The following is a 23,536-nucleotide window of genomic DNA, read 5'->3' as shown; positions in this document are numbered from 1 at the left end:
CACTCCTCCGTCGATGGATGTGGACTGCTGGCCAAGCCTGGGCGCTGACGGCACACGCGTCAAGTGCTGAGAGTGATTGCGTGAAAGGCGTGAAGTTTTTTCAGGAGGCTGCGCATTCCTTCATGCGTCGCGGCAATGATTTCTGAGTCATTCCTCGCAGTGCGTTGTGTCCGAAACGGGCTCAGCAATTCTTCAACGCTTACATCCGCGCCGGAGTTCAGCTTTCGGAAGAATATTTCAACGGCGCGTCCGCCACCCACGCCGCGCAAGGCATGTCCATTGGCGGAACAAATCCACCGTGTGGGGCCGTCACGTTCGAAGAGGACGGGGAAGCTTGGGTCCACCCGCACGTGGTGTGAGTCACGCAACGGCCTTTCACGGGTGGGCGGCGGCACGGGCTCGAAGCCTCCCGAGGTCAACCGCTTGAGCCAGGTGGCTTGGATGTGCCGTCGCGCCTCTTTCGGGTGGCTGACGTCGCGAAACGCGCTCACGGCTTCGGTGAACGCCCGGGGCAGCTCCGTGGCCAGTACGCCGCTCTTCGTCAGGGCTCCGCGAGCCAGGGGCGATGCCGACACCCGCGAGAGCCGCGTCTGCTTCCACTCCTGGTCGGCGAGCGACGTCTCGTCGAGCATCCCGCGCAGCAGGTCGTCCACGGAATAGATGGCGCGGTGTTCGGTGATGGGGATGCCGACATTCACGCTGCTGGCCACGCCTGAGCCGGCGCTCTCGCCCACGTGGTAGTACGTGGAAGGCCAGTAGAGGATGTCGCCGGGTTCGACCTCCGCGACGAAGGAAGACGCCAGGTAGGGCTGGTAGTCCAGGATGGTGGAGACGTCCTCGCGCCACGGCCGCTTGCGCCAGAAGCGCATCCGCTTGCGTCCGCGCAACGCGAACAGGAACGTGGTGAAGCGGTCCAGGTGGACCCCCACGGGGCTGTGTTCGTACGTCCCATGGAACAGCGTGGTGATGGCGCCCGTCACGGGCATGCCCACGCGTTGCCACAGGCCGGAGAAGAAGGCGCGTTGCCGTGACCAGAGCCGGAAGCCGGAGGCGTGCAGGGTGGCGATGATGAGGGCGTACCGGCGCTCGCCCAGCTGCGAGGCGATGCGGGCGTCATACCCGTCCAAGGAACCGTCGGACGCGCGGGGCAGCCACTCCCGGGAGCGGAGCTGCCGCAGGCGGTCCACCGTGAAGGTGACGTCTGGCCGTGACGTCGGCGCGTAGCTGTGGGACAGGTAGCGCTGGGTGGCGCCGGCCGACGCGTCGAAGACGTCGCCGACGGTGAAGGGCGAGGCCTGCGTTCCCTTGAAGAGCACGGGGCGCTGGTTCCAGTAGCGCCTGACGAAGGTGTCCCAGTCGAAGCGAGTTGCGATCTCCAAGGCGGGCATCCGTCAGGCCTCCGCTCCGGTGATGACGTGAATCCCGCGCAGCCGGAGGAGCGCCGCCAGCGTGGCGCGAATGGCCTCCCGCTGCGGACCGGGGCGCGCCAGTTTGCACAGCTCACCGACGCAAGGCGGCGCTTCCGAGGACAGTGCGTTGATGAGCCGCTGTCCCACGGCCTCGTTGGGGCCGGGAAAGGCATGTCCGTTGACGGCCCAGATCCACAGCCCCGAAGGGTCCTTCATCCGGATGATGTCCACGGTCGGCGTCTTCCGCACCCGGTCGGGGTCTGACAGGGGTGGGGCCTGGTCCGGCGGCGGCACGGGCTCGAGCGCGCAAGCGCTGACCCTCCGGGCCCAGATGAGGCGCAGGACCTGCTGGACGTCTTCTTCTCGCGTCAGCGCGTGGAGCGTATCCGCGGTCTGCTCGACGGATGGAATGGTGGCCTGTGCGCCCTTGCGCGGCCGGCGCCAGGGGTAGGGGTGGTAGGGCACGCGCTCATCGTGCGCGTGCCGCGCTTCGAGGAGCCCCACGAGCACGTCCTTGACCGCGTCCGTGGGCCGGCTCCCCTTGACGGGAATCCACACCCGGACGGCCATGCAGTCCCCCTGGGCTTCTTCGAGCTGCCAGTAGCGAGAGGGGCTGTAGAGCAGCTCACCGGGACCGGCGTCCAGGGTGGTGGCCTTGTCCAGGTGGCGGTCGAAGTCCTCGGTTTCGTTGGGGGGCGAGCCCCAGAGCTTCTTCCAGAGCCGGACGCGCAGCCGGCCCTGGAGCACCAGCGTCACCAGCGAATGGTGGGGCCGCTTCGCGATGCCGTAGGGGCCTCGTGAGAAGCGGCCCAGCAACAGGTCGGTGGCCATGGGCAGCACCGGGACGCCCACGCGCTCCAGGAGCCCCCTGAGGAAGTCTCTCAAGGTGCTCCAGAGGGCGAAGTCGAACATGAAGGGTTGTTCGATGTGGAGCTGGAAGGACGCGCCGTCCAGGTGCTTGGAGGCGCGGCGCGAGAACGACTCCAGGGACGCGTCGTCTTCACCCGGGAGGAGCGTTCCCGGGGCGGCGAGCCTGGCGGCCTCCACGAAGAAGCGCGCGTCGGGAAGGGCGCGGAAGCGCGTCCCGTGGCGGAAGGGGGCACAGGCGGAGATCGCGGCCTGGAAGACCTGGTCGACGGGGAGGATGGGGCCGGGCAGTGCCAGGCGCGCGGGTGCCTTCTCCCAGTGTTGCTTCACGAAAGACTGCCAATCGAAGGCGTGGTGCATGGCGGGTCCCGTCACGAAGGTTGGAATGTGCGGCGAATCTTCCGCGCATAGGCGGCGAGCGACGGCAGGTTCATCTCCTTCCTGCGCAAGTCGACGCCGGCTTCCTTCTCGATGGGGTAGGGGACGAGCGCTCCCTTCACCTTGCGGAACTTCGTTCCATAAAGCTGCTTCTTCCCCTCCCGCATGCGCACCACGTCCGTGAGGTAGGCCACCTGCTGGATGGGAACGTCGCCTCGTGCCGCCGCGTCCCGCAGCAACTTCAGGCAGCGTTTCTGGAAGGCCAGCGAGCAGTCGGCATGTTGAATCAGCCGCCAGGCGGCCGCTGCTCCGCTGCGGCCCACGAGGCGATGCCCAGGCCAGCCGTGGACCTTGAGCGTCTCGCGCAGCCAGTCGATACCCGCATCGGTGAGCGCATCGAGCTTGCGTTCAAGGGCACGGTCCTTGAATTCCGTCGCCACCCACGCAGAACGCAAGGTGCTGTCGATGCGGTCCAGCCGTAGCAGTTGCGTGCGGAGGTCTCGATTGACGGTGGGGCGGGGGGCGGCGCTCGACGTCCGGGCCGCTCGCGGAGCCTTTTGGGACGGGCGTCCTTCATGGCGTCGGGAGTCCTGCAGTCGTTCAACGAGGCTCATGGCCGTCTACATTAGCAGACGGTCGCGACCACTCCGTCGAAGGACTGCAAGGCAATGCCGTGCGTCATGACCCCAGAATGCCTGGTGGCAGACGGACGCATGGCTATCGTTGGCGTGCTCCACTTCGACCGGGGTGGGCTCCAGCAGGTACTCCAGCGGTTTATCGCCCACGCCCAGTCGCCGCCAGCCCTGGTCTGCTCGAAGGTGGCGTGGTCACGCAGGAACGCGAAGATGGGGTGTGTGACATTGGATGGATGAGGTCCCCAATGACACGCTGGCCATACTCCTCGGGAGGTAGGTCCCCTGCCTTTCCAGCACGGCGCCGAGATGCGAGCCTGCGCGTGCATGCCCACGCTCACGCCGTTGAAGAGTCCCGCCGATGCCCTCTGCTGGGTGGCGCCGCCCGCGGAGAATCCCGAGCTGACCTCCGAAGACCCGCTCGCGCTCGACTATGTCTCGCAGCAGGTGGGGCTCTGGGGGTTGCCTACGCTGACGACGCGCTCCAGCAGGGCCCAGGCCTACGCGATGGTGCTCTATGGATTGCAGCTCGTGGAGCGGGCCATCGAGCACCATTCCTACCCCGCGACGGACGAGGTTCGGCGAGAGCTCTTCGAGCGCTGGGAGCGCTTCTGGGCCCTGGCCACGCTCGAGTTCCGTGAGGGCCAGCTTCCTCGGGGTGATTGGGATTCCATGCGGGGCGTGCGAGGTGCGCGAAATGCGTGGCGCTCAGGTGCGTCGAGCCTGCCGCTCGACTTCCAGCTCATCTCCCGTCAGCAGGAGCTGGGAAACCTGGGGGCCTACCTGGCGCCGCTGCGGCGCTCCGGGCTCGTCATCGAGGGGTCCCTGCGGCCGGGCCCGGGCGCGCTGGCGCTCATCGACGCGTTCTGGGACGAGCCCTCGGAGAACAAACACCGGGGACGATATGAGGAGTATGCGCTGCTGGCGCTGGACAGGAAGTCGACGAGCATCACGCGGGTTCACGGGCGGTTGACGTTGGCTCAGGTGGGGCGGTTCAGCCGTCTGACCTCCCTGGTCGAGCGCGGACGCACCGCCCAGCAGCACCGGTTGTTCGAGGCCCTCTTCGTGCACGCACGGGACCCGCACTCGTTCGCGATGAGCCAGTTGGTCGAGTCGGCCGCGAAGGCCGGGGTCTCTGCTCCGCGAGACATCCTCGACGCGGCGCTGGCGGGCCGGCTGGGACGGCTCTCGGATGAGCTGCTGGCGCTCCTGCTGACGGCGCGCCGCTTTGGTGAGGTGATGCAGGGACTCGTCGGGGCCTTCGATCGGGTCTATTCCTGTCTGGATGGCGCCGGTTGGGTCGCTCCCCGCGAGCGCATCGGGCGCGAGGCCCTCGATGCGGAGACGCTTGGGGCGCTGAAGGACGCATGCGCGGCGTTGCTGTCCTCGCCGAAGGTCGGCGCGATCCGGCGTCTGCCCATGCATGGCGCTGCCTTTCTTCGCTTGGTCGAGGCGCTGGTGGATGCGGATTCACTCGCGGCGCTCGACCTGTTGCTGCTCTATCACGCCCATGTCCAGCGCGAGCGGCGACGCGGCGAAGGCTGGATTCGCAACGAGGCCGGAAAGCTCGTGCTCATTGTCACGTCCTACACCGCGCGTCCGGAGTCGGCGCGCTTCCCCTCGTTCAAGCTGGATGTGGTCCGCACGTTGCTGACGGACCTGGGACGGCTGCCCATGAGCCGGGAGCTGGATGTTCTGGAAGGTGCCGCATGATGATCGAATCCCGGAGGCTCATCGAGCAGGTCCTCGTCTCCGAGCAGCCCTGCCTGGGAGCCGTCTTTTGCTCCTACACATTCGACCCTTCCTATTTCGAGGACCGCATCCTGCGCGCATTGCTGCGCCTGCAGGGGGACCCGGAGGAGGAGGCTGTCCGCTACCATGAGGAGGCCCGCGCGGCGCTCCGCGAGACGCCGGTGGCTTGCTTCGTCGACGCCCATGTCCGCCGGGGAGGCCGTCGCCTGCCGTATGACCTCCAGCTCATCCGGGAGCGGACGTTCCACCCGAAGGTCATCCTGGTGCTGTACGACGGGGAGGCGCGCGTCGCCGTGGGCTCGGGCAATGCCACCAGGCCGGGCCACGAGCAGAACGCCGAGCTCTTCTTCACGCGCACGTTGCGCTACGACGTCCCCGGCGACGCGGCGTTCCTACGGAATGTAGACAGGTTCCTCAGAAGCTGCGCGGCGCTCGCGACCCACCCGGGCACCCAGTTGACGCTGGTCCGCTCCGCGCTCGCGGCAAGAATTTCCGGCACGCCGTTTCCCAGCGGCCACGCGCCGACGGATGCGCTCTTCGTGGACACCTTCAGCGCGTCCATGCTCGATCATCTGAAAGAGGCGCTCCCCGAGGACGCGCGAGTCACTCGCGTGGGCATCCTGTCCCCGTTCTTCGAACTGGATGACCTCGACATCGCGAATGACACGACGGGGCTCGCGTCGGTGCTCTCCGAGTTGCTCGCGCTTCGACCCGGGAGTCCGCCGCCGTTGGACCTCGGCGTGCCGTGGGAGGACGCACCACTCGCCCCTCCCTATGGCGGGGGAACGCCCGTGCTCGCGGAGGGCGAAGGGCGGCTGTGGGCCTCGCGTTATCGCGAATCGGTCGACGGCGAGGACATCGAGCGGCTGGAGTACTTTGGGGTCAACCGCGTCACGGCGAAGCGTGTCGAGATTCAGCTCGGCACCGGGCGGCCTGGGCGGTACGAGCGAGAGGCATTCGAGCATGAAATCGCGGAGGGCCGGATGTGGCCCGTGGAGCCGCCGACGGTCCATGCGCCGAGGCGAATCCTCGAGCGCATCGTCCGCGAGCACGAGGTCCAGCTCTGGCTCCATCCAACGGCGACGCTGACACCTGCCGGGCGCGCGAGCCGGCGCCCCCTGCATGCCAAGCTCTTGCTGCTGACGGTAACGAGCGCTGGCAGGACGCTGACCTATGCGCTCGTCGGGTCCGCCAATGCCTCCGCCGCCGCGCTTTCGCGTGGGGTGGAGCAGGGGGGAAACGTCGAGGCGGGCGTCCTGCTCTGCCTGGACGGAGAGGTGCGCTTGTCGGAATTGCTGCCCTCGCTGGTGCGCGCGCCCTTCGAGTCGGTGCGCTTCGAGGAGCGAGAGGCGCCCGGGGCCGACGTCGACTTCTCGGCGTGGCTCGAGGACGTCGTCCATGATGCGGCCGATCGCACATTGACCGTCACCTGGAGTCAGCAGGGGCCAGCGGGGCTGGGGGCCTGGTCCTGGTGGTACCTGGACAGGGAACTGGCGAAGGGCGTGGGACCGGGCTCGGGTCCGGTGGTGCTCTCCGACTTCGAGCTGGCCGCGGCGGGAGCCGAGTTGGAGTTCCGCGCGGCGGGACGGTCGTGGCTCGTTCCCATCCGCGTCGCGGACCTCGCGATGCTGCCCACGAGTGCCCATCTTGCGGGCCTGGGAGTCCGGGAGTTGCTGGCGTTGTTGGCGCGGCGTGTGGGCGCGGAGCGGTTGTCGACCCTTCGCGAGCAGCGAGGCGTGGCGGGGGTCGACTCCATCCTGGACTCCGTATTTGGCGAGGGCTTTGGCCCCACGGACGTCTTCAGGGCCTGGTGGGGCCTGAAGGAGGATCTGCTCGCCGCATCGACGGTCTCCGCGTTTCGCTATCGGTTGTTGGGGCCGATGGGGGCCCGGACGCTCTGGGAGCGGCTGCGCGACTTGCCTCGGGATTCCGTGTCCGATGACGAAATCTGGGTCTATGGCTGCGAGCTGCTTCGCGAACTGGAGCAGCTCGTGTTGCCCGAGAGCGCGGATCTGGAGGCGAAGCAAGTGCTGCTCGCGGAGCTGCGGACCCTGCTGCGCGCGGACTTGACGCGGCTGCGACCGCGAGGTGCCGGCTGGCTGGACGGTGTCGTTCGTTTCTACGGGATCGAGGGCACTCATGGAAAGACGTGAGCGGAATTGGTTGCGGAGCTTCCTGCACCTGGATGCACGGGCCGATTCGACGGTGCCCCTGCGTGACATCGAGCGACAGGAGAACACCGTCCTCCGCGCGCTGGAGCTGTTCGATGACCAGCCAGGAGTCGTGCTGGCGGATGAAGTCGGAATGGGGAAGACGTATGAGGCGCTCGGCGTCCTCGCGGCCCGGTTGCATGTGCTGCCGGATGCCCGGGCGCTGATTCTCACCCCGGGGCCCGACCTCAATACGAAGTGGTCCAAGGAGCTGCGTGCATTCTGTGACACCAGCCGCCCCATGTACCGGGGCTTCGCGGGTCAGTCCAAGAGCGCGAGCACCCTGGCTGAGCTGGTCGCGGCCGCTCGCGAGACGCGAATCACCATCGCGCCCGTGAACATCTTCGCGGGAAGTCGCTCCCTGGCGGACCAGGCCTGGTTGCTTTCGTTGTGGGCGGATGCACAGGGGCTCGCCGGCAATCAGGTGGCGGCCATCTTTCGTCGCTACCGGGAGGGCGCGGTGGCGCGCGTGGACGTCGAGCAGCAGGCGTTCCTCGATACCTTCGAGTGGTCGGTCATCAGGCCCCATGTCCGAGAGGCGTTGAAACGACACAAACAGCGCGCGGGAGAGGGCTCACTCGACGCCCTCTGGAAAAGCGCGGAGTACGACGGCTTCGCGAACCAGCGGTGGGTCGATGATGCGCTGATGGACCTGCGCTTCCGCCTGGTCGGGCAGCTCATCCCCGACTTCGACCTGCTCATCGTTGACGAGGCCCATAAGCTGAAGAACGTGGACTCGGTGCGGGCCACCGGGGTGCGCACTGTTTTCGAGGGGCGCTTCGACAAGGCGCTGTTCCTCACGGCCACGCCGTTTCAGCTCTCTGTCGATGAGCTGAAGCAAGTGCTCTCGCTCTTTGCCCTGGCCCGGTCCGCGCCTGCTGACCTGATGGAGCAGGCCCAGCGATTGTTGGACGACGTGGGGGACTACAAGCAGGCGTATAACGAGCTCGAGCGCGTCTGGTCACAAGCGGACGAGGCCGCCATCTCGGACTTCGGCGCGTTGTTTTCCAGGGACCCCCGGCTCGTGGAGGAGCCGGCAGATGCGTCCCTGCGGGCGGTGGTCCAGTGCGCGCGCCGGTTGCTGTCCCTGAAGGCGGAGCGCATCGAGCCGGGCTTCCGGCGGTGGATGATTCGGAGCCTCCGGGAGGACAAGCGTGTCTACCGCAGGAGCCACCGCTCCCGGCTGCGAGCCCAGGGTGGGGAAGGCGTTCCCTTCATGCTTTACGAGCGGTTCATCGCGGAGCTCTTCCGGGAGAAGAGCCGCACTCATAAGGCAGCGGTTCAGATCAACATGGTCTCCTCCTACGGGGCCGCGCGCGAGGGGGCGCTGCTCTCCAGTGAGCGGCAGGCCCTGCCGGACGGCGACGCCGAGGCCTACCGCGGGCTCTTGCGGAGCGTGGTGGGGGCGTTGCGCGTGGAGCAGGGGGGCCACCCGAAGGTGGACCACGTCGTGCGGGACGCGCTGGAGGCTGTCGCCCGCGACGAGAAGACGCTCATCTTCTGCGCCCGCATCGAGACGCTCCGTGAGCTGAAGCGGAGAATCGAGGCGGAGTGGGAGAATCTCTTGCTGGAGCGATGGAGGAAGGTGTTTCCGGCCGCGAGCCACGGCGACATCTTCGAGCACGAACTGGACGGCAAGCGGGTGGATGGACATCACTCTCGCCTGCGTGATCGGTTCGGCCGCGCTCAGGATGCGCTCTATCTCGCGCTGCGAGAGCGGTATACCGGTACGCTGCTGGAGAGCGTCGTGGTGGAAGGGGCCCACCTTGAACGCGTCATCGAGCGGGCGAACGGCCTCCTGCGCCAGCAACGCGTTTCGAAGACGCAAGCGGAGAGGATGGACTGGTCCCTGGTCAAACGCTGTGTCGAGCAGGCCGTGGCCCTCTTCGTGCGAGACGGAGGATTGGCGGGGGATGTCGACCCGGAGGTGTTGAGGCGCCTGACGGACGCGCGCTTCGTGGCGCTCGGCTTCGACCTCGTCGCCGACGACGTCGAGGACTCCGCCGAGGGGGACAGGACGCCTTCCTGGTCGATTGACGCAGGGGCCGCAGCCCTCGTGCTTCGCCGCGAGCATCTCTGGTCCTACCTCAAGGCGCCCCTGCTCGAGGTACCTCCCGAGCTGCGGGTCCGCACCGTCGAGCGGCTCGCCAGCTACCTCGTCGCTCGCAATGTCCCCTTCCTTCCGGAGTTGCTGGCATTCGCGAAGGAGCAGGGCGTTGACGTGGAGGCGGTCGAGTCCCGGGCGCTGTCGTCGGTGGTGGACCGCTTCTGGACCACGCCTCGGGGACGGCCCTGGTTCGAGTTGTTGAAGCGCTTCCTGTCCTATGCGGGGAAGCTCGACGAGGAGCGGCGGCGCGAGGTGCTCGATGATGCGGTTCGCGCGGGTGCGCTCGTCCGCCACACCGTGGAGGGCGAGAGCCGGGAGCGGCTCCGCGAGGCCTTCAACACGCCACTGTACCCGATGGTCCTCGTGGCCAACGAGGTCATGCAGGAGGGGCTGGACCTGCATCATCACTGCCGTCGGGTGGTTCATCACGACCTGGCGTGGAACCCCGCGCAGCTCGAGCAGCGCGTGGGGCGCGTCGACCGGCTGGGCTCGCTCGTCCAGCGGCTTCGCGCGCGACAGCCGGACACCACCCTGGACGTTCACCTTCCGTTGATTGCCAACACCATCGACGAGCGCCTGGAGCGAACGGTTCGGCTGCGGGAGCGCTGGCTGGAGTTCCTCCTGGGGGCGGCGCCCCGCATCGAGGAGTACGGCTTGGCGGATGACCCCCTGAAGCCTCTGCCAGATGCCTTCGCGCAGGCGCTCCGCGTGGAGCTGGGGCCGGTGGCGAAGGCACGGCTGCCAGACGGGTGATGCTCAATTCGGCACGGAGGCGGCATCGCAATCGAGCGCCTCCAGGTTCCTGGTTTTATTCGGGTTTTCTCGATTTGCGGCCCCTCGTTTCCCTGCGGATTCCAAGATTTTGGGAAACCGGACGCAACTCCGGAAGGGCCGTGACGACAATGGGAGCCAGGAGACCTGAATGTCCACGTCCATCAATTCAAGCCGCAGGGGAGCACCTTCCTCCTACCTGATTTGCAAGGGGGACACCCTCTCTGAGCTCGCCGCTCGCTTCAAGACGTCGGTGAAGGAGTTGGCGCGCATCAACAATATCGCCAATCCAGACCTCATCTACGCGGGGGCCACGCTGCGCCTCCCCGGGAGCGCTGGCGGCCGCCCCCCGGGCCACAGCGGCAAGGATTCCTTCGACTCTGGCAAGAGCGGTCCGCGGGGCTCCGGCGGTGCGTCGGGCGGTGGAGAGGTCAGCGGGAGCGGCGGTGTGGCCCCGGGCCAGGCGACCCCCGCGATGCGCAGGCTCGCCGAGGCGGGCCGCCAGGCCGCGCTGAGCATGGGCGGGTACAACAGCCAGGGCCTGTGCGCCACGGGTGTGAGCCGGGCCATCCAGAACGCCTTCGGCTTCAAGGTCTGGGGCAACGGCAACCAGATCGACAACAACCTGCCGCGCGACAAGTTCAAGCAGGTCAACATGTCGCTCGAGCAGGCGTTGAAGATTCCGGGCCTCGTCCTCACCTGGGAGAGCACCTCCAGTCGACTGGGCAGCATCTACGGCCACACGGCCATCACCACCGGCGACGGCCACTCGTCCGTCAGCGACTTCATCGAGCGCAACACGACCAACAGCGGCCGCACCGGGTTCAAGGTCTTCATGCCCCTCATCTAGTTCCGCCGCACGGTGGAACCTGTCGTCTCATCGCCTCCGGGGCATTCGACCGGAGGCGATGTCGTGTCCGGGATTCAAGTTCACGGGCGGCTGGGCCTGACGGAGCCCTCTCACGCGCCCGCTACCTGACGGCGCTGTAGGTCCGGATCTGCGTGTTGATCCACGGGATGTAATTGGAGACCCGCGTATAGATGCCGGGAAACCCCGCCCTCGCGCAGCCCCAGCCGAAGCTCACGATTCCCTGGATCACGTACCCGTGGGGCCCCGGTACGATGAGAGGTCCTCCGTTGTCCCCTTGGCACGAGTCCTTGCCTCCTAGCGCGTACCCGGCCCCGAACATCGCCTGCTCGTTGATGGTGATTCCCCGGGATTCGTAGCGATTGGCCACGTCCCGGTGATTGAGGGTGGGGACCCCCACCTGCCGCAAGAGGGGGGACATGTCATACCCTCCCTCCTGTGTCAGGCCCCAGCCCGCGACGGTCGCCATCGTGTTGTCTGGAACCGTCTCCCCGCTGGCAGGGAGGCAGACAGGTGCGCGGTGGCCTCCAGATGCGTACTGCTGGGCCAGATTGGGTCGCATGGTGGATGACTGACCGCAGGCACCGGCAACGGCCTGGTCGAACTTGATGGGCCGGTCGAGCTTGAGAACGGCGATGTCGTTCATCGTCGTGTCCCGATTGTATTGCGGGTGAAGGACCGCCCTCACCACCCGGGCTGTGGCTTGTGCCGCGGTGTGACTGTTCAGGTCATGAGCCCCTGCGACCGCGGTGACGTTGGACGAACCGTGGTAGAAACAATGGGCAGCGGTGAGGACGATATCGGTCTCTTCCTTGAGACCGACCCGCACGAGGGCGCCACCACAGAAGTGGCTGTTGCCCTGCTGCAAGCTGACAATCCAGGGGAAGGAGTGAGGCCGAGCCTCGAATCCTCCCACAATCTCCTGGTCCATCTGGCTGATCGTATCGACCGGGTCTCGCTCCACCTCCGGACCACCGCACCCCAGCAGACCGACCGCGACGACCACTCCGCTCATGAATCGCAATGCAAGCTCCCGTTTCAAGTGCGGAGGCAATCAGCAAGCCACATGCCGGATTGCTGCCCAATCGATTCACGTGCTTGTCCGCGCAACAGCAGGCTCGGTTCGTGTCATGACACGTCAATTGGAGGCGCTTGACGCGTCAGTCGCACCTTCCTGAACCCTGTTCGTCGCGGGGCACAGGCGCGGGGGCATCGTCGCAAACATGCGCTTCGTGGGGGAGTTGGCCGAGCCCACGGGCGCGCAGTCGCGCCACGTTCGGGGTTGTCCCAGGGCCACCGCGAGGAGAGAGTGGGCGCCGCGATGAGTGAATCCCCTGATGCGTTCCTGCTCGGCATGTTCCAGAAGTCGGGCCTGGCCTGTGGCTCCGTGGACGAGGCCTGGCAGCGCTCCGAGTACCTCTATCCCTTGCTGGGCTGGCTGACGGCGCGGTTCCCCGAGCCCACGGCCTTCCAGATTTGTGCGGAGTGGCTGCGGCTGGCCGCGACGCGTGTCGAGGGCGCCACCGCCGCCGCGGACCTCTTCGCCCAGGCCCGCGGCGAGGCCTATCGCCAGGGGCATGTCATCGCGGGGGCGTTGGGAGACCTGCGCAACGCGTCCATCCTCGAACAGAAGCCCGCCGTCGCCGCGTTCGCGGACGCCGCCAGCCACCTGTGTGAAGTCTGGGCCGCGGTGACGACGAACGAAGCGGACGCGGAGACGAATCCCTGGGCCCGCGCCAAGGCAGCCGCAGGCGCCATGGTGACGGCCCTGGTGGAGCAGCGAGGTCAGGACGAGAAAGACCCGGCGGCGAAGGCGCAGGCGCGTGTCGAGCTCACCGAGCTCCTGCGCACTGCCCGGGCGGCCATCACCGTTCGCTGAGGCAGCCGTCAACCCGGCGGCGAAAGCGTTGCCCCGCAGGACCGGTTCTCCCGGTCCTCGAATCCCCCTAGCTTGAGTGCGCCGATTCCTGGAAGCCCACATCGGATGCACCCCCCACCAGCCGTGTCGCGTCCTCCAGGTCTGGCGCGCACGGCTGTTCCGCACTCATGCCCATGACACGAACCGCTCCATTCCACCCGGAAGATGCCGCGACGTCGGCGGCCACCCTGCACCCGTTGCGAGACTTCGCCGAGAAGCTCGGGCGTGAGTTGCGCTTCGAGGACATCCGTTCGGGCGCGTGGCACGCCCGGCTGGTGACCGCCTACGTGCGCCACTACGAGGCGCGGCGCGCCGGTACCGCGTCCGCCGTCCGTGCGTCCGAGACGGATGCCCTCATCCGGCGTGCCAGCAAGGAGGCTGCGCTGGTGGGGGCAAGCGCCGCGGGTATCTCCACCAGCGCGGCCATGTTCACCCTGGACACTGGCTTCGTGGGGGCGCTCGTGGCTGTCCCCGTGGCCGGAGCCGCCATGGGATTGGACACGATGCTGCGCTCGCTCATCCAGGCCCGGATGATGTGCGACGTGGCGTCCGCGTTCGGCGTGCGCATCGACCCGGATGACCCGTGGGACCTGCTCCACCTGAACGCCCTCACGTCGGGCTCGGAGACGTGGGAGGACTCGGACCACGGCGGTGCGGGGCTCGTGGGCCGGATGCTGACCGAGGACACGGAGGCTGCGGAGCGGAAGCTGGGCAACCGCTTGATGGGAGAGGGCGTGCTGCGAAACCTCCTTCCCTTCGCCAGCGTCCTGACCTCCTCCGTCACCAGTTGGCGGCACACTCGCCGGCTGGGCGAGGCCTCGGTGGCGTATGCGCGCTACCGCCGCGCCCTGGACGATGCGTTCTCCGCCGTGCGCGCCGTGGACGCGCGGTGCGTGGAGCTGCTCATCGAAGGCGCCTGGTGCCTGTTCGGAACGGATGGGGTGCTGCGGTCCGAGGCGACGGTCATGCTGGCGCACCTGCTGCGCAACAGCCCTTCCGCGGCGCGCAAGCGGCTGCTGGAGCGCCTGGGCGGAGACGAGGCGCAGTGGGTCGAGCGTCTCCACGAGGTACCCGAGCCCGCGCGGGATGCCTTCCTGCACGCGCTCGAGGTGATTGCCGCGGTGGACCTGTCCATGTCGAACGCGGAGTGGTTGCTGCTGCGGCAGGCCGCCGCCGCGCTCAACCGTCCGTTGCGCCGGGAGCGGGTGCAGGCCCTGCTCAAGCAGTTCCGGACCGACGGCGTCGTTCGTGCGCCGCAGGGCGACGCGTTCGAGCCGCGCGAAGGGCGGATGCCGTCGTCTCCCGTCGCCGGGCTGGGCGCTGACGCCCATGCCGCTCCGGGGGCTATGAAGACAGCGGTGGCATTCCTGGCGGGCGTGGCCAGCGGCTGGATGGCCCGGAGCACCGTCGACAACTCACGCGGCGCGGTCGTCTCCGTGGCGACGGCGGCGTTTGGTTTGGTGGCGTGGATGCGGCGGGTCATCGCCACCGAGCGTGAGTACCTCTCCGACCTGGTGGCGGAGGCGCGCTCGCGGGCGAACCTCCATCAGGTCCACAGCCGGCGTGCGGCGGACAGTGGCGCCCGGCCCGTCGCGGACAGCCGAGAGGGGCACGCATGAGGCTCGACCCGGACTCGGGCGCGATCGAAGGGGAGTGGTTGTTGCTCGTGCACCACTCCCCGGGCCGGCTTCGTGTGCGCGCGAGCTGCTTCCGAGATGACTCGGACCTCGCGGACCGCGTGCGCGGTGAGCTGGGGGAGACGCAAGGCGTGTTCGGCACCGTCCATTCTCCACTCACGGGCAGCTTGCTCGTCGAATACAGCCCGGACGAGGCTGATGTGGAATCGCTCCTGGCGGCCATCGTCGACACGGCGGGCCTGGACGGCATCGTCGACGCCAAGTTCATGGCGAAGTCGCGGAAGGCCCCGGCCGAGCACGTGGTGAGCGGCGCCCGGTGGCTGGACGGACTGGCGCGTGAGCTGACGGGGGCGGGCCTCTACGAGTTGATTCCCGTGGTGCTGACGGCCACGGGCATCTACTCGCTGGTGGCGAACCCGTCGCAGAAGGGCTGGCTGCCTCGCTGGGACAACGCGCTGTACTGGGCCTACAGCGTGTTCCGTGACGGTGTGCGGGAGCAGGAGCAGGAAGACGCCGCGCGCGTCAGCGGGACGGTGGCCTTCCGGCCCCGGCCCCACGCGTGAGGCCGCGGTTGCACTGCGTTCAGCTCGGGGGGCGTTCATGCGGGCGGAGGTGGAGTTCCTGAGTGGCATGGCGCGCGGCTTCAAGGGGCGCGCGCACGATGTCCTGGATGGGCATCAGCGGCCCGTGTCCGTCCACGTCACGGACGTGGCTCCGGGCCGGCTCCTCATCCGAGGCGCGGCGGAGGATTCCAAGACGCTGCGCCAGTTGCTCGGCTGGCTGGAGTCCCGCCCCGAAGTCCAGGTGGCCACGTGTCAGCGCAGCACGGGCCTGGTCAAGGTTCACTACCAGGAGTCCTCGCGCTTCCCTGGCGCGTTCGCGCTGCGGGTGCGGGACTTCGCCTTCACGTTGCACCAGCTTCCGCCCAAGCCATTCCAGGTGGAGCTGCTTCACGCAGTGCCCGGGCGCGTGCGCCTGCACGTCCGAGGGCTCGAGGACGACGACATCCTCAAGCTGGCGGCCTGGGCCGCGACGCTGGCGGGGGTGCACAAGGCGAGCGCCTCGCCGGCCATCCATTCGCTGGTGGTGAGCTTCGACCCGGAGATGCTCAACGCGAGCCAGTTGATGGCGGCCCTGCGCACGAGCGACCCATCCACCGGCCCGCCGCGCCCGAGCCGCCCCGGCGCGAATGGGCCGCCACGGTCTTCAATTCGGCGGTGCTCGCCGCGTGCGTCGTGAATGCGGCGCCCATGCCCGTGTTGGCCACGGGTGTCGCGTTGACGAGCCTGCCGCTGGCACAGCGCGCCTTCCAGTCCGTCGCGGAGCGGCGCATCACCGTGGACCTGCTCGACCTGGTGGCGGTGGGGGTGTCCCTCGCCACGGGGCAGGTGCGGACCGCGGCGCTCATCACCTCCCTGCTGGGCATTGGCGACTTGTTGATTGAGCGCAGCGCGGACCGCGCCCGGTCCGCCATCTCCCGGTTGATGCGGCTGGAGGTGTTGTACGCTTGGCGGCTGCGGGTGGACGGAGAGGTGGAGCAGGTCCGGGCGGACCGGCTCAAGGAGGGCGACCTCATCGTCGTGCACTCGGGGGAGAGCGTGCCCGCCGACGGGACGGTGGTGGCCGGCACTGCGTGGGTGGATGAGAAGGCGCTCACGGGTGAATCAGAGCCCCGGGTCCGCGACGTGGGAGACCGCGTGCTGGCCGCGTCCGTGGTGGGCGAGGGCAGCCTGCGGGTGCGGGTGGTGCGCGCGGGCGTGGAGACCACGGCGGCGAAGATTCTCCACATCCTCGAAGGCGCAGGCGCCAAGCCCATGACGCTGCAGGCGAAGGTGGGCTCGGTGGCGAACGGCGTCGTGCTGCCGACCTTCGGGCTCGCCGCGGCGACAGGGCTGTGGACGCGCGAGGCGTCACGGCCCATCAGCATCCTCATCACGGATTTCGGGACGGGTGTCCGCATCGTCGTGCCGGCGAGCGCGCTGGTGGCGATGACGCTCGCGGCGCGCCAGGGCATCCTCATCAAGGGGGCGCAGTACCTGGAGCGGCTGGCGCAGGCGGACACCATCGTCTTCGACAAGACGGGCACGTTGACGTTGGGTGTCCCGGAAGTGGTGGACGTCATTCCCGCGCGGGGCTGGGACGCGCGCGAGGTGCTGTCGCTGAGCGCCGCCGCCGAGCTGCGTCAGTCTCATCCCGTGGCGGAGGCGGTGCGCCGGCATGCCCAGACGCAAGGCGTGGAGGTGCCGCAGCCCGAGGCGGGACTGGAGGAGTTCGTCCTGGGGCGGGGCGTCTGCGCTCAGGTGAACGGGCGCCGCGTCTGCGTGGGCAGCGCGCGCTGGATGCAGCAGCAAGGTGTGGACGTGACGGACGCGGGCTCGGCGCTGGCCTGGTCCGTGCCGCGCGATGTCGCCACCCTGTGGGTCACCGTGGATGGCGCGTTGGCCGGGTGCATCAGCTACGTGGAGACACTGCGGCCGGAGAGCGCGGGCGTGGTGCAGGCCCTGAAGGAGAACGGGCGCCGGCGCATCGTGCTGCTGTCCGGGGACTCGCCGTCGCGGGTGGCGGAGGTGGCGAGCCGGTTGGGCGTGGACGAGGCCATCGCGGAGCTGCTTCCCGAGGACAAGGCCACGCAAGTGCGCGCGCTCCGGCGCCAGGGACGCATCGTGGCCATGGTGGGGGATGGCATCAATGACGCCCCGGCGCTCGCGCTCGCCGACGTCGGCGTCTCCTTGCGGGGGCGACGGACGTGGCGCTGGAGACGGCGGACGTGGTGCTGCTGCGAGGCAGCCTCGATGACCTGTTGCTGGCGTTCGACGCGGGCCGCGACACCCTGGCCCGCGTGCATTTGGGGCTCGGGCTGGTGCTGGTGCCCAATGCCGTGGCCATGGTGCTCGCGGCGCTGGGATGGCTGCCGCCTGTCGCCGCCGCCGTCATCAACAACGGCTCCACGGTGGTGGCTGGCTTCGCCGCGCTGGCGCCGCTGTTCCGTCAGGCGCGCGCCGCCCAGCGCGAGGATTCCACCACCCACTGAGCATCAGGGCGTCTGGGGGCGGCCGCCTGGGGCCTGGGCTTCACGTCCGTGTTCTGGCCGGCCAGGATCTGCCACTGCCCGTTCACGTGCTTCATCACGTACCGCATCTGCGTGCGCAGCAGGCCGGGCTCGGTGTCCTGGACGCCGGGGGGCAGGCTGGGATGGCCCGTCACCTCGTGTATGGTGTCGACAATGGCCAGGTCCTCCTGGATGAACTGGACCTTGCGCACGGTGACCTGGCTCTGGCTGCCCTTGAAGATGGTGGCGAAGATGCCCGCGTGGCGCTCCTGGATTTCATCGCGGCCTTCGAAGACGGTGCCCACGATGTTGATGAAGGCCGCGTCCGGGGCGAAGTCCTTGGACCAGGCCACCGCGTCCTGGCGGTTCCAGGCCTCCGTCTGATCATTCACGAGCTGGAGGATGTCCGCCTCCGCTGGCGTCGTGCCCGGGGTCGCGCACGCGGACGCCAGCAGGAGGAGGGTGGCCAGGGAGGAAAGGGGAAGGGCGCGGCGCATCATTTAGGGAGCCTTCTTTCGGGAAAAGCCGGTTGTCGTGCCAAGTCCCATAACACGGCCGGCTTCTCCCGCGCGCCCCTCCCGGTGCCTCAGGCCTTCGCCTTGTCACTGCGTTCGCCACCGCCGACCTTGATGCGCTTGGGCTGTTCCTCGGACTTCTTGGGGATGCGCACGTTGAGGACGCCACTCTTGAAGTCCGCCTGGACGTCGTCGGCATTCACGCCGCGGGGGAGCGTGAAGGTTCGGCTGAACGAGCCATAGCTGCGCTCGTAGGCGTAGTAGCGGTCGCTTTCGTCGCGGCGCTCTTCTTCCCGCTTGCCGCTGATGGTCAGCCGGTTCTCCGCGAGGGTGATTTCCAGGTCCTTCTCCTCCACGCCGGGAACATCGGCCTTGAAGATGAAGGCATCCTGGGTCTCCTTCACCTCGAAGTCGGGCACGAAGCCGCCTTCCCGTGTGCCCTGGGGGCCGAGCATCCGACCGAGGTCGAATCCCAAGAGCTCCTGCATGCGCTCGAAGGGGTCCCAGCCGCGTGGGGCTCCCAGCATGCCTCCGCCTCTGCGGGCAGGTAGGTCCGCCATGATTCCGTCTCCTTTCAGCCGTGCCCCGTTCGTCGAGGCAGGGGTTCAGGGATTCACGGTAGGGAGACGGCGGCAGAAGGGGAGGCACCGGGGAGCCTGCCGGTGCCTCGCCTCGCGTCTGGGATGGGCGCCCGGCGCCCTGCGTCAGTTCCCTTCGGCGTACTGACGGCGGTGGTCGCGAATCTCCGTCAGCCGGAAGGCACCGGGCGACGGGGCCACGGCCTCGGGTGCATCCGCCGGCAGCTTCATCAGGCGCTCGTATTCCTCGATGGAGACGCGCTCCCGCCGGGCGAGCACCGCCTCCAGGTCCGCCTTCGCCATCCGCTCGGCGGCCTTCTTGCCCACCGTGCCGGAGTAGAATTCGGCCGCGCAGCCGCTGCCGTAGGACAGCAGGCCCATGCGCTGTCCCGCCAGCACGCCAGCCTCGCGGTGCAGCAGGCCCGCCAGCGCCGGTAGAGGGACGCGGTGTACACGTTGCCGATGCGCGCGTTGAGTCCCAATGAAGTCGCCACCTGGGCGTCATAGCTGGCGGCCGACTTCGCCTGCGCCTCCCGCGACTCCGCCGTCGAAGCCGCCGCGTCCGCCGCGTCCTCCAGGTCGCACAGGCGCAGCTGGGTGTGCGCCTTCCGGGCCATCTTGCAGAAGGGCACGTGGTAGGCGATGCGCGCCAGCTGTTCGCCGGGCAGCGTGTCCGACCAGCGGACCAAGCCCGCCGCCAGGGCCTTCTCGCGCCAGCCCCGGTAGGCGCCGGACAGGGCCTCCAGGTAGCAGGTGATGGAGTAGTGTCCGTCCACCAGCGCCTCCCGCCGGCCCACGGGCCGCCAGAAGTCATACACGTCCATGGTGCACACGCCGTTGAGGCCCACGTGCATGGCGAGCAGGTCGGGTTGCTCGGAGACCAGCAGCGCCACCGCGCCGCCGCCCTGGGTGGGTTCGCCCGCGGTGTTCAGCCCGTAGCGCGCGATGTCCGAACACACCACCACGGCCACCTTGCCCGCGCCCGCGCCGGACGCAATCCACTCCACCGCCGCCATCAACCCGGCGGTGCCGCCATAACACGCGTGCTGCGTGTCATAGGTCCGCATGGCGCGCGGCAGCTTCAGCAGGCCCTGGACGTGCGAGGCGACGGGCTTCGAGTGGTCGATGCCCGTCTCCGTGCCCACCACCAGCATGCCGATGCGGGACGGGTCCACGTCCTGCTGACGGATGAGGCGGGCCGCCGCGGTGGCCGCCAGGGCCACGGTGTCCTCGCCGGGGTCGGTGACGGCCATCTCCTTGGCGCCCAGGCCCGCCGTGTACTTGGCCGGGTCCACGCCCCGTGCCCGGGCCAGGTCTTCGATGTCCACGTACCGGGACGGCACCGCGACCGCCAACGCTTCGATTCCCACGCGCTTCTTCATCGGACTCCTCGATTCCTTGTCGTGCTCTGGATTCCAGCCGCCGCTTCGCTCACGCCTCGGGGGCACCAGCACCAGCCGGCCCGCGACTTCGCGGTTCTCCAGCCGGAAGTGCGCCTTCGCGGCCTCGGCCAGGGGCACCGCGTCCGTCACGAACTGCCGCACGCCGCCGGTGGCCGTCAGGCGCAGGGCCTCGTCCAGCTCCGCCTGCGTGGTGGCGTAGGCCCCCAGGATCTCCAGCTCCTTGACGATGACGAGCCCCGGGTTGAGCTGCACCATTCCCGACTCCAGGTTGCCCACCACCACCACGCGGCCTCCGGGCGCCATGGACTTCAGCGTCTGGTCGAACGTGGCGCTGCCGACGATTTCGACGGCCATGTCCACGCCCGTGCCCTGGGTGCGCTTGCGGACGTCCGACGCGAAGTCCAGCCCGCGCGACACGATGACCTCGTCCGCGCCCGCCTCCTTCAGCGCCTGCACCTTCGCCTCGCTGGACGTCACCGCGATGACGCGCGCGCCGTCCAGCCGCGCGAGCTGCACGGAGGACAGGCCCACGCCGCCACTGGCGCCGGTGATGAGCACCGTCTCGCCCGCGCGCACCTTGCCGCGCGTGCGCACCGTGTGGACGGCCGTGCCGGTGGTGCAGCACACCGTGGCCGCCTCGTTCCAGGGCAGCGACGCGGGCACCCGGCCCAGTCCGCCGATGGGGGCCACCATGAACTGGGCGTAGCCGCCGGCCAGCTCCTCGCCGAAGAAGCGGTTGTCCGTCTTGCAGAGGCTGTTTCGGCCGCTGCGGCACAGGGCGCAATCGCCACACGACATGCGCTGGAGCGTCGCGGCGCGGTCGCCCGTCTTCCATCCCGGCGTGTCCGGGCCGACTTCAATGACTTCACCCGCGGCCTCGTGGCCAAGAATCGCGGGCACGCTGGTGCGGGGCAGGTTGCCTCGGCGGTTGATGACGTCGTGGTAGCAGACGCCACAGGCATGCACGCGCAGGAGGACCTCGCCACGCCCGGGACGGGGCATGGGCACGGTCTCCATCTTCAGGTTGCCCGCTTCACCAAAGCTGCGCAGTACGACGGCTTTCATCTGGGAGCCTCCGTGCATCTGAATTCGTGGAAGGGGAAGGGCCCGGCTCAGGCGCCGACGAGCGCGTCGCGGTAGCCGTGCGGGTCGATGGCGCGAATGGCCGCCACCGTCCGGGCATCCGGCAGCGAGGTGACGGACAGCGCTTCGGAGACCTGGAAGGCGAAGCCCGTGCGCTCCGCGATGTGCTCCTCCGAGGCCCAGGGGTGTCGCGCGAGCAGCCGCGCGCCGAACGCGCCCAGTTCGAACACGCCCAGGTCGGAGATGAGCGTCACCGGCCGGCGCGGATCTCTCGTGGTGGCGACCTGCACCTCCGGCACCAGGTTGCGGCGCGACTGGCGCGGCACCAGGAGCACCGGCCGGCGCACCCACTGCCGCAGCGTCGCGGCGCCCGCCACGCCGGGGAACTTCGTCCGCGGCTTGTCCAGGCTTCCGCTGGCCGTCATGTTGGTGCGGCCCTCGGCATCCACCTCGGCCGCGCCGAAGAAGACGGTGTCCACCCGGCCGCGCCGCGCGTGGTCGAACAGGTCCGGAATGGTGATTTCCGCGGACCGGCCATCCAGGTAGCCCAGGTCCTCGGAGGAGGGCAGCAGCGTGGGAATCTCCGGATCCAACGAGCCCACGCAGGCCGGTACGTCAGGTCCGGCGCGTGCGTCGCGCGCGCCACGGCGATGGCCAGGATGGCCAGCGGTGACGCCACGCCCGTGGCCACCACGCCGCCGTCATCAATCTGTCGCGCCAGCAGGGAGACCACGGTCTCCGCTGGGGTGATGTCCAGCGTCGCGCTCATGCCGCCCTCCGCGTCAGCACCGTTTCCAGGAACTCCGCTTCACGGCCCGTCTCCGCCAGCGACAGGTAGCGGGCCAGCATCCCGTCGTCGTGCGGGTAGAGCCCGGCGCAGCCGGTGGGCAGGGCGCCGCCGGGCGCCAGGACGATGCGGTCCACCTGGAAGCCGGGCAGGGTGGCGCGAGGCAGCTTCGCCACCCGCTCCTCCACCGTGGCAATCACCCGCTTCGCCGCGCCCGCCACCAGCAGGTCCGTGGTCGGGTCTTCCATGTAGAGGTTGCCGCGCTCGTCCGCGGCGCGCGCGTGGAGCAGCGCCACGTCCGGATAGAAGGCAGGCTCCACCGCCACGCGCAGGCCGGTGAAGGGGTCCTCCACCGTGGGAGGCGGCTCCGTCCGCGCCAGCCCGGACACGTCCGCGTCCGGCGCGGGGATGAAGGGCAGCCCCATGGACGCGGCGCGCAGCCGCTGGACGACGCGGTAGCCATCATGTTCACGCCAGGCGAGGGTGCCTTGCTCCATGGCCCGCTTGAGGCAGGGCATGGGGCGCACGCGGCCCTGGAGGCTCAGCGCGCCGAAGGCAATCTCCAACCTTCCCAGACAGCCGCCCGCCACGAGGAACTCCGCGGGCAGCGGGTTGGGGAGGGAGATGAGGCCCAGGTCGCGCTTGCCCTGCGCGATGAGCTCCATCACCAGCGCCATGGGGGCGCGACCCAGCATGAAGCCGCCGGTGGCCAGCGACGCGCCATCTGGAATGGAGGCCACCGCCTCCTCCAGCGAGCACCAGCGCGCCGTCTTCATGCGCCCTCCGAATCCGTGCCGGTGGCCGACACGCTCGGCACCATGCGCAACGGGGAGGGCCCTGCCTGTCCCGCGGTGTCCCCAGCGGCGGCGAAGGGCGGGAACAACATGCCCACCATGCCGTCGGCGATCTGCTCATCCGTGAGGCGCCCGTCCGGCTTGAACCACTTGTAGATCCACAGCACCATTCCCAGGAACGAGAAGGCGCCCACCGTCGGGTCCACGGGGCGGATGAGGCCCTGCTGCGAGGCCTGCGAAAAGGCCTCCTCCAGGAAGTCCACGTACTTCTTCTTCCGGGCGTCGATGAAGGCGCGCGTCTCGCCGGTGAGCGTGGCGTGCTCGTGGAGGATGATGATGACCTCCTTGCTCCACCCCCGCGTCACCAGCAGGATGTTGTGGCGCATGCACGCGCGCAGCCGCTCCACCGGATTCGCGATGTCCTGCACCCGCGAGAGGACCTGCTCCTCGAACAGGTCCATCCCGTAGTTCATGATGGCGAAGAGCAGCTGCTCCTTGTTCTGGATGTGGTGGTAGAGGCCCGCCTTCGTCATCCGGCACGCGGCGGCGATCTCCTGCATCGACGTGCCCTCGTACCCCCGGTCACAGATGAGCCGCGCCGCCGTTTCAAGGATGGCTCGGTAGCGCTCGCCCTCGTCCGGCTTCCGTCCTCCGGTGTTCGTCACGTCTGCTCCCTTCTGGAGACCTACCGACCGGTAGGTAGCAGCGCCCGACGCGGAGTGTCAATCGCGAAAGTCGGCCCCCGGGCCGGCGAGCCTCCTGATTTCCCTGCTATTTC

At 68.8% G+C, this 23,536-nt stretch carries 17 protein-coding genes and 4 pseudogenes; 10 read left to right on the top strand and 11 right to left on the bottom strand.

All coding sequences use genetic code 11. The annotated features are described in order from the left end of the window. Positions 1–59 precede the first annotated feature (59 nt). The 3 genes from QEG98_RS22600 to QEG98_RS22590 are packed head-to-tail and all read right to left on the bottom strand — an operon-like array spanning position 60 to position 3,109. A complete protein-coding gene (locus tag QEG98_RS22600; protein ID WP_316562780.1) occupies positions 60–1,388 on the bottom strand; it encodes a JmjC domain-containing protein in 1,329 nt (442 codons plus the stop codon). Between the two features lie 3 nt (positions 1,389–1,391). Continuing rightward, positions 1,392–2,651, bottom strand: a complete 1,260-nt coding sequence (locus QEG98_RS22595) for a hypothetical protein (RefSeq protein ID WP_316562779.1) — start codon at positions 2,649–2,651, stop codon at positions 1,392–1,394. Then, positions 2,648–3,109: a DUF6624 domain-containing protein gene (locus QEG98_RS22590; protein WP_316562778.1), complete on the bottom strand. Its 462-nt coding sequence runs from the start codon at positions 3,107–3,109 to the stop codon at positions 2,648–2,650. The genes QEG98_RS22595 and QEG98_RS22590 overlap by 4 nt, the downstream gene beginning before the upstream one ends. Before the next feature lie 258 nt (positions 3,110–3,367). Here QEG98_RS22590 and QEG98_RS22585 point away from each other — a divergent pair, with 258 nt between their 5' ends. From QEG98_RS22585 to QEG98_RS22565, 5 genes are all read left to right on the top strand, one after another. Next, positions 3,368–3,526 (top strand): hypothetical protein, encoded by a 159-nt coding sequence (locus tag QEG98_RS22585; RefSeq protein ID WP_316562777.1) that lies wholly within the window; start codon positions 3,368–3,370, stop codon positions 3,524–3,526. Between the two features lie 87 nt (positions 3,527–3,613). Further along, entirely contained in the window at positions 3,614–4,999 is a 1,386-nt protein-coding gene (locus QEG98_RS22580; protein ID WP_316562776.1) for a hypothetical protein, read from the top strand. Continuing rightward, positions 4,996–7,191: a phospholipase D family protein gene (locus QEG98_RS22575; RefSeq protein WP_316562775.1), complete on the top strand. Its 2,196-nt coding sequence runs from the start codon at positions 4,996–4,998 to the stop codon at positions 7,189–7,191. Before QEG98_RS22580 ends, QEG98_RS22575 begins: the two co-directional genes overlap by 4 nt. Continuing rightward, positions 7,178–10,108, top strand: a complete 2,931-nt coding sequence (locus QEG98_RS22570) for a helicase-related protein (RefSeq protein ID WP_316562774.1) — start codon at positions 7,178–7,180, stop codon at positions 10,106–10,108. The genes QEG98_RS22575 and QEG98_RS22570 overlap by 14 nt, the downstream gene beginning before the upstream one ends. 169 nt (positions 10,109–10,277) lie before the next feature. Next, entirely contained in the window at positions 10,278–10,976 is a 699-nt protein-coding gene (locus QEG98_RS22565) for a LysM domain-containing protein (protein WP_316562773.1), read from the top strand. A gap of 121 nt (positions 10,977–11,097) precedes the next feature. On the opposite strand, the gene QEG98_RS22560 is transcribed toward QEG98_RS22565, so the two are convergent. Next, positions 11,098–12,009, bottom strand: a complete 912-nt coding sequence (locus QEG98_RS22560) for a serine protease (protein ID WP_316562772.1) — start codon at positions 12,007–12,009, stop codon at positions 11,098–11,100. A gap of 306 nt (positions 12,010–12,315) precedes the next feature. On the opposite strand from QEG98_RS22560, the gene QEG98_RS22555 reads away from it, so the two are divergent. The 5 genes and pseudogenes from QEG98_RS22555 to QEG98_RS22535 all read left to right on the top strand — a co-directional run. Beyond that, positions 12,316–12,873, top strand: coding sequence for a hypothetical protein (locus QEG98_RS22555; RefSeq protein WP_090490705.1), 558 nt, complete (start codon positions 12,316–12,318; stop codon positions 12,871–12,873). Between the two features lie 173 nt (positions 12,874–13,046). Continuing rightward, positions 13,047–14,531: a hypothetical protein gene (locus tag QEG98_RS22550; protein WP_316562771.1), complete on the top strand. Its 1,485-nt coding sequence runs from the start codon at positions 13,047–13,049 to the stop codon at positions 14,529–14,531. Then, positions 14,528–15,112 (top strand): HMA2 domain-containing protein, encoded by a 585-nt coding sequence (locus tag QEG98_RS22545; RefSeq protein WP_316562770.1) that lies wholly within the window; start codon positions 14,528–14,530, stop codon positions 15,110–15,112. The genes QEG98_RS22550 and QEG98_RS22545 overlap by 4 nt, the downstream gene beginning before the upstream one ends. 37 nt (positions 15,113–15,149) lie before the next feature. Next, the gene (locus tag QEG98_RS22540; RefSeq protein ID WP_316562769.1) at positions 15,150–15,788 is read left to right on the top strand and encodes a hypothetical protein; all 639 of its coding nucleotides are present in this window, start codon (positions 15,150–15,152) and stop codon (positions 15,786–15,788) included. A gap of 11 nt (positions 15,789–15,799) precedes the next feature. Beyond that, positions 15,800–17,230, top strand: a pseudogene (locus QEG98_RS22535) (heavy metal translocating P-type ATPase); the annotation flags it as partial. A gap of 307 nt (positions 17,231–17,537) precedes the next feature. On the opposite strand, the gene QEG98_RS22530 reads toward QEG98_RS22535, so the two are convergent. From QEG98_RS22530 to QEG98_RS22500, 7 genes and pseudogenes are all read right to left on the bottom strand, one after another. After that, positions 17,538–18,098: an SgcJ/EcaC family oxidoreductase gene (locus QEG98_RS22530; protein ID WP_316562768.1), complete on the bottom strand. Its 561-nt coding sequence runs from the start codon at positions 18,096–18,098 to the stop codon at positions 17,538–17,540. Positions 18,099–18,184: 86 nt separating this feature from the next. After that, complete coding sequence (locus tag QEG98_RS22525) at positions 18,185–18,673, bottom strand: Hsp20/alpha crystallin family protein (RefSeq protein ID WP_316562767.1); 489 nt, start codon at positions 18,671–18,673, stop codon at positions 18,185–18,187. 144 nt (positions 18,674–18,817) lie between these two features. Next, positions 18,818–20,073, bottom strand: a pseudogene (locus tag QEG98_RS22520) (hydroxymethylglutaryl-CoA synthase family protein). Between the two features lie 57 nt (positions 20,074–20,130). After that, positions 20,131–21,159 (bottom strand): annotated as a pseudogene (locus tag QEG98_RS22515) (alcohol dehydrogenase catalytic domain-containing protein); the annotation flags it as partial. A gap of 47 nt (positions 21,160–21,206) precedes the next feature. Next, a pseudogene (locus QEG98_RS22510) lies at positions 21,207–21,946 on the bottom strand (CoA-transferase subunit beta). Next, positions 21,943–22,740 carry a CoA transferase subunit A gene (locus QEG98_RS22505; RefSeq protein ID WP_171440705.1) on the bottom strand — a complete coding sequence of 266 codons (798 nt, stop codon included), beginning with the start codon at positions 22,738–22,740 and terminating at the stop codon, positions 21,943–21,945. Before QEG98_RS22505 ends, QEG98_RS22510 begins: the two are co-directional and overlap by 4 nt. Continuing rightward, on the bottom strand, positions 22,737–23,423 hold the full coding sequence (locus QEG98_RS22500; protein ID WP_141618370.1) for a TetR/AcrR family transcriptional regulator: 687 nt from the start codon (positions 23,421–23,423) through the stop codon (positions 22,737–22,739). The genes QEG98_RS22505 and QEG98_RS22500 overlap by 4 nt, the downstream gene beginning before the upstream one ends. Positions 23,424–23,536: the final 113 nt, after the last annotated feature.

The organism is Myxococcus sp. MxC21-1, from assembly GCF_032612255.1.
Classification (GTDB): Bacteria; Myxococcota; Myxococcia; order Myxococcales; family Myxococcaceae; genus Myxococcus; species Myxococcus virescens.
The sequence above is the reverse complement of the archived record's forward strand: the minus strand, read 5'-3'. Positions and strand labels throughout refer to the sequence as shown.

Bases quoted from the DNA above. Each gene is read 5' to 3' on its own strand.
- QEG98_RS22555 (WP_090490705.1), top strand. From the start codon at position 12,316: ATGAGTGAATCCCCTGATGCGTTCCTGCTCGGCATGTTCCAGAAGTCG.
- QEG98_RS22575 (WP_316562775.1), top strand. From the start codon at position 4,996: ATGATGATCGAATCCCGGAGGCTCATCGAGCAGGTCCTCGTCTCCGAG.
- QEG98_RS22585 (WP_316562777.1), top strand. From the start codon at position 3,368: ATGGCTATCGTTGGCGTGCTCCACTTCGACCGGGGTGGGCTCCAGCAG.
- QEG98_RS22550 (WP_316562771.1), top strand. From the start codon at position 13,047: ATGACACGAACCGCTCCATTCCACCCGGAAGATGCCGCGACGTCGGCG.
- QEG98_RS22540 (WP_316562769.1), top strand. From the start codon at position 15,150: ATGCGGGCGGAGGTGGAGTTCCTGAGTGGCATGGCGCGCGGCTTCAAG.
- QEG98_RS22600 (WP_316562780.1), bottom strand. From the start codon at position 1,388: ATGCCCGCCTTGGAGATCGCAACTCGCTTCGACTGGGACACCTTCGTC.
- QEG98_RS22560 (WP_316562772.1), bottom strand. From the start codon at position 12,009: ATGAGCGGAGTGGTCGTCGCGGTCGGTCTGCTGGGGTGCGGTGGTCCG.
- QEG98_RS22530 (WP_316562768.1), bottom strand. From the start codon at position 18,098: ATGATGCGCCGCGCCCTTCCCCTTTCCTCCCTGGCCACCCTCCTCCTG.
- QEG98_RS22565 (WP_316562773.1), top strand. From the start codon at position 10,278: ATGTCCACGTCCATCAATTCAAGCCGCAGGGGAGCACCTTCCTCCTAC.
- QEG98_RS22570 (WP_316562774.1), top strand. From the start codon at position 7,178: ATGGAAAGACGTGAGCGGAATTGGTTGCGGAGCTTCCTGCACCTGGAT.
- QEG98_RS22505 (WP_171440705.1), bottom strand. From the start codon at position 22,740: ATGAAGACGGCGCGCTGGTGCTCGCTGGAGGAGGCGGTGGCCTCCATT.
- QEG98_RS22525 (WP_316562767.1), bottom strand. From the start codon at position 18,673: ATGGCGGACCTACCTGCCCGCAGAGGCGGAGGCATGCTGGGAGCCCCA.
- QEG98_RS22545 (WP_316562770.1), top strand. From the start codon at position 14,528: ATGAGGCTCGACCCGGACTCGGGCGCGATCGAAGGGGAGTGGTTGTTG.
- QEG98_RS22580 (WP_316562776.1), top strand. From the start codon at position 3,614: ATGCCCACGCTCACGCCGTTGAAGAGTCCCGCCGATGCCCTCTGCTGG.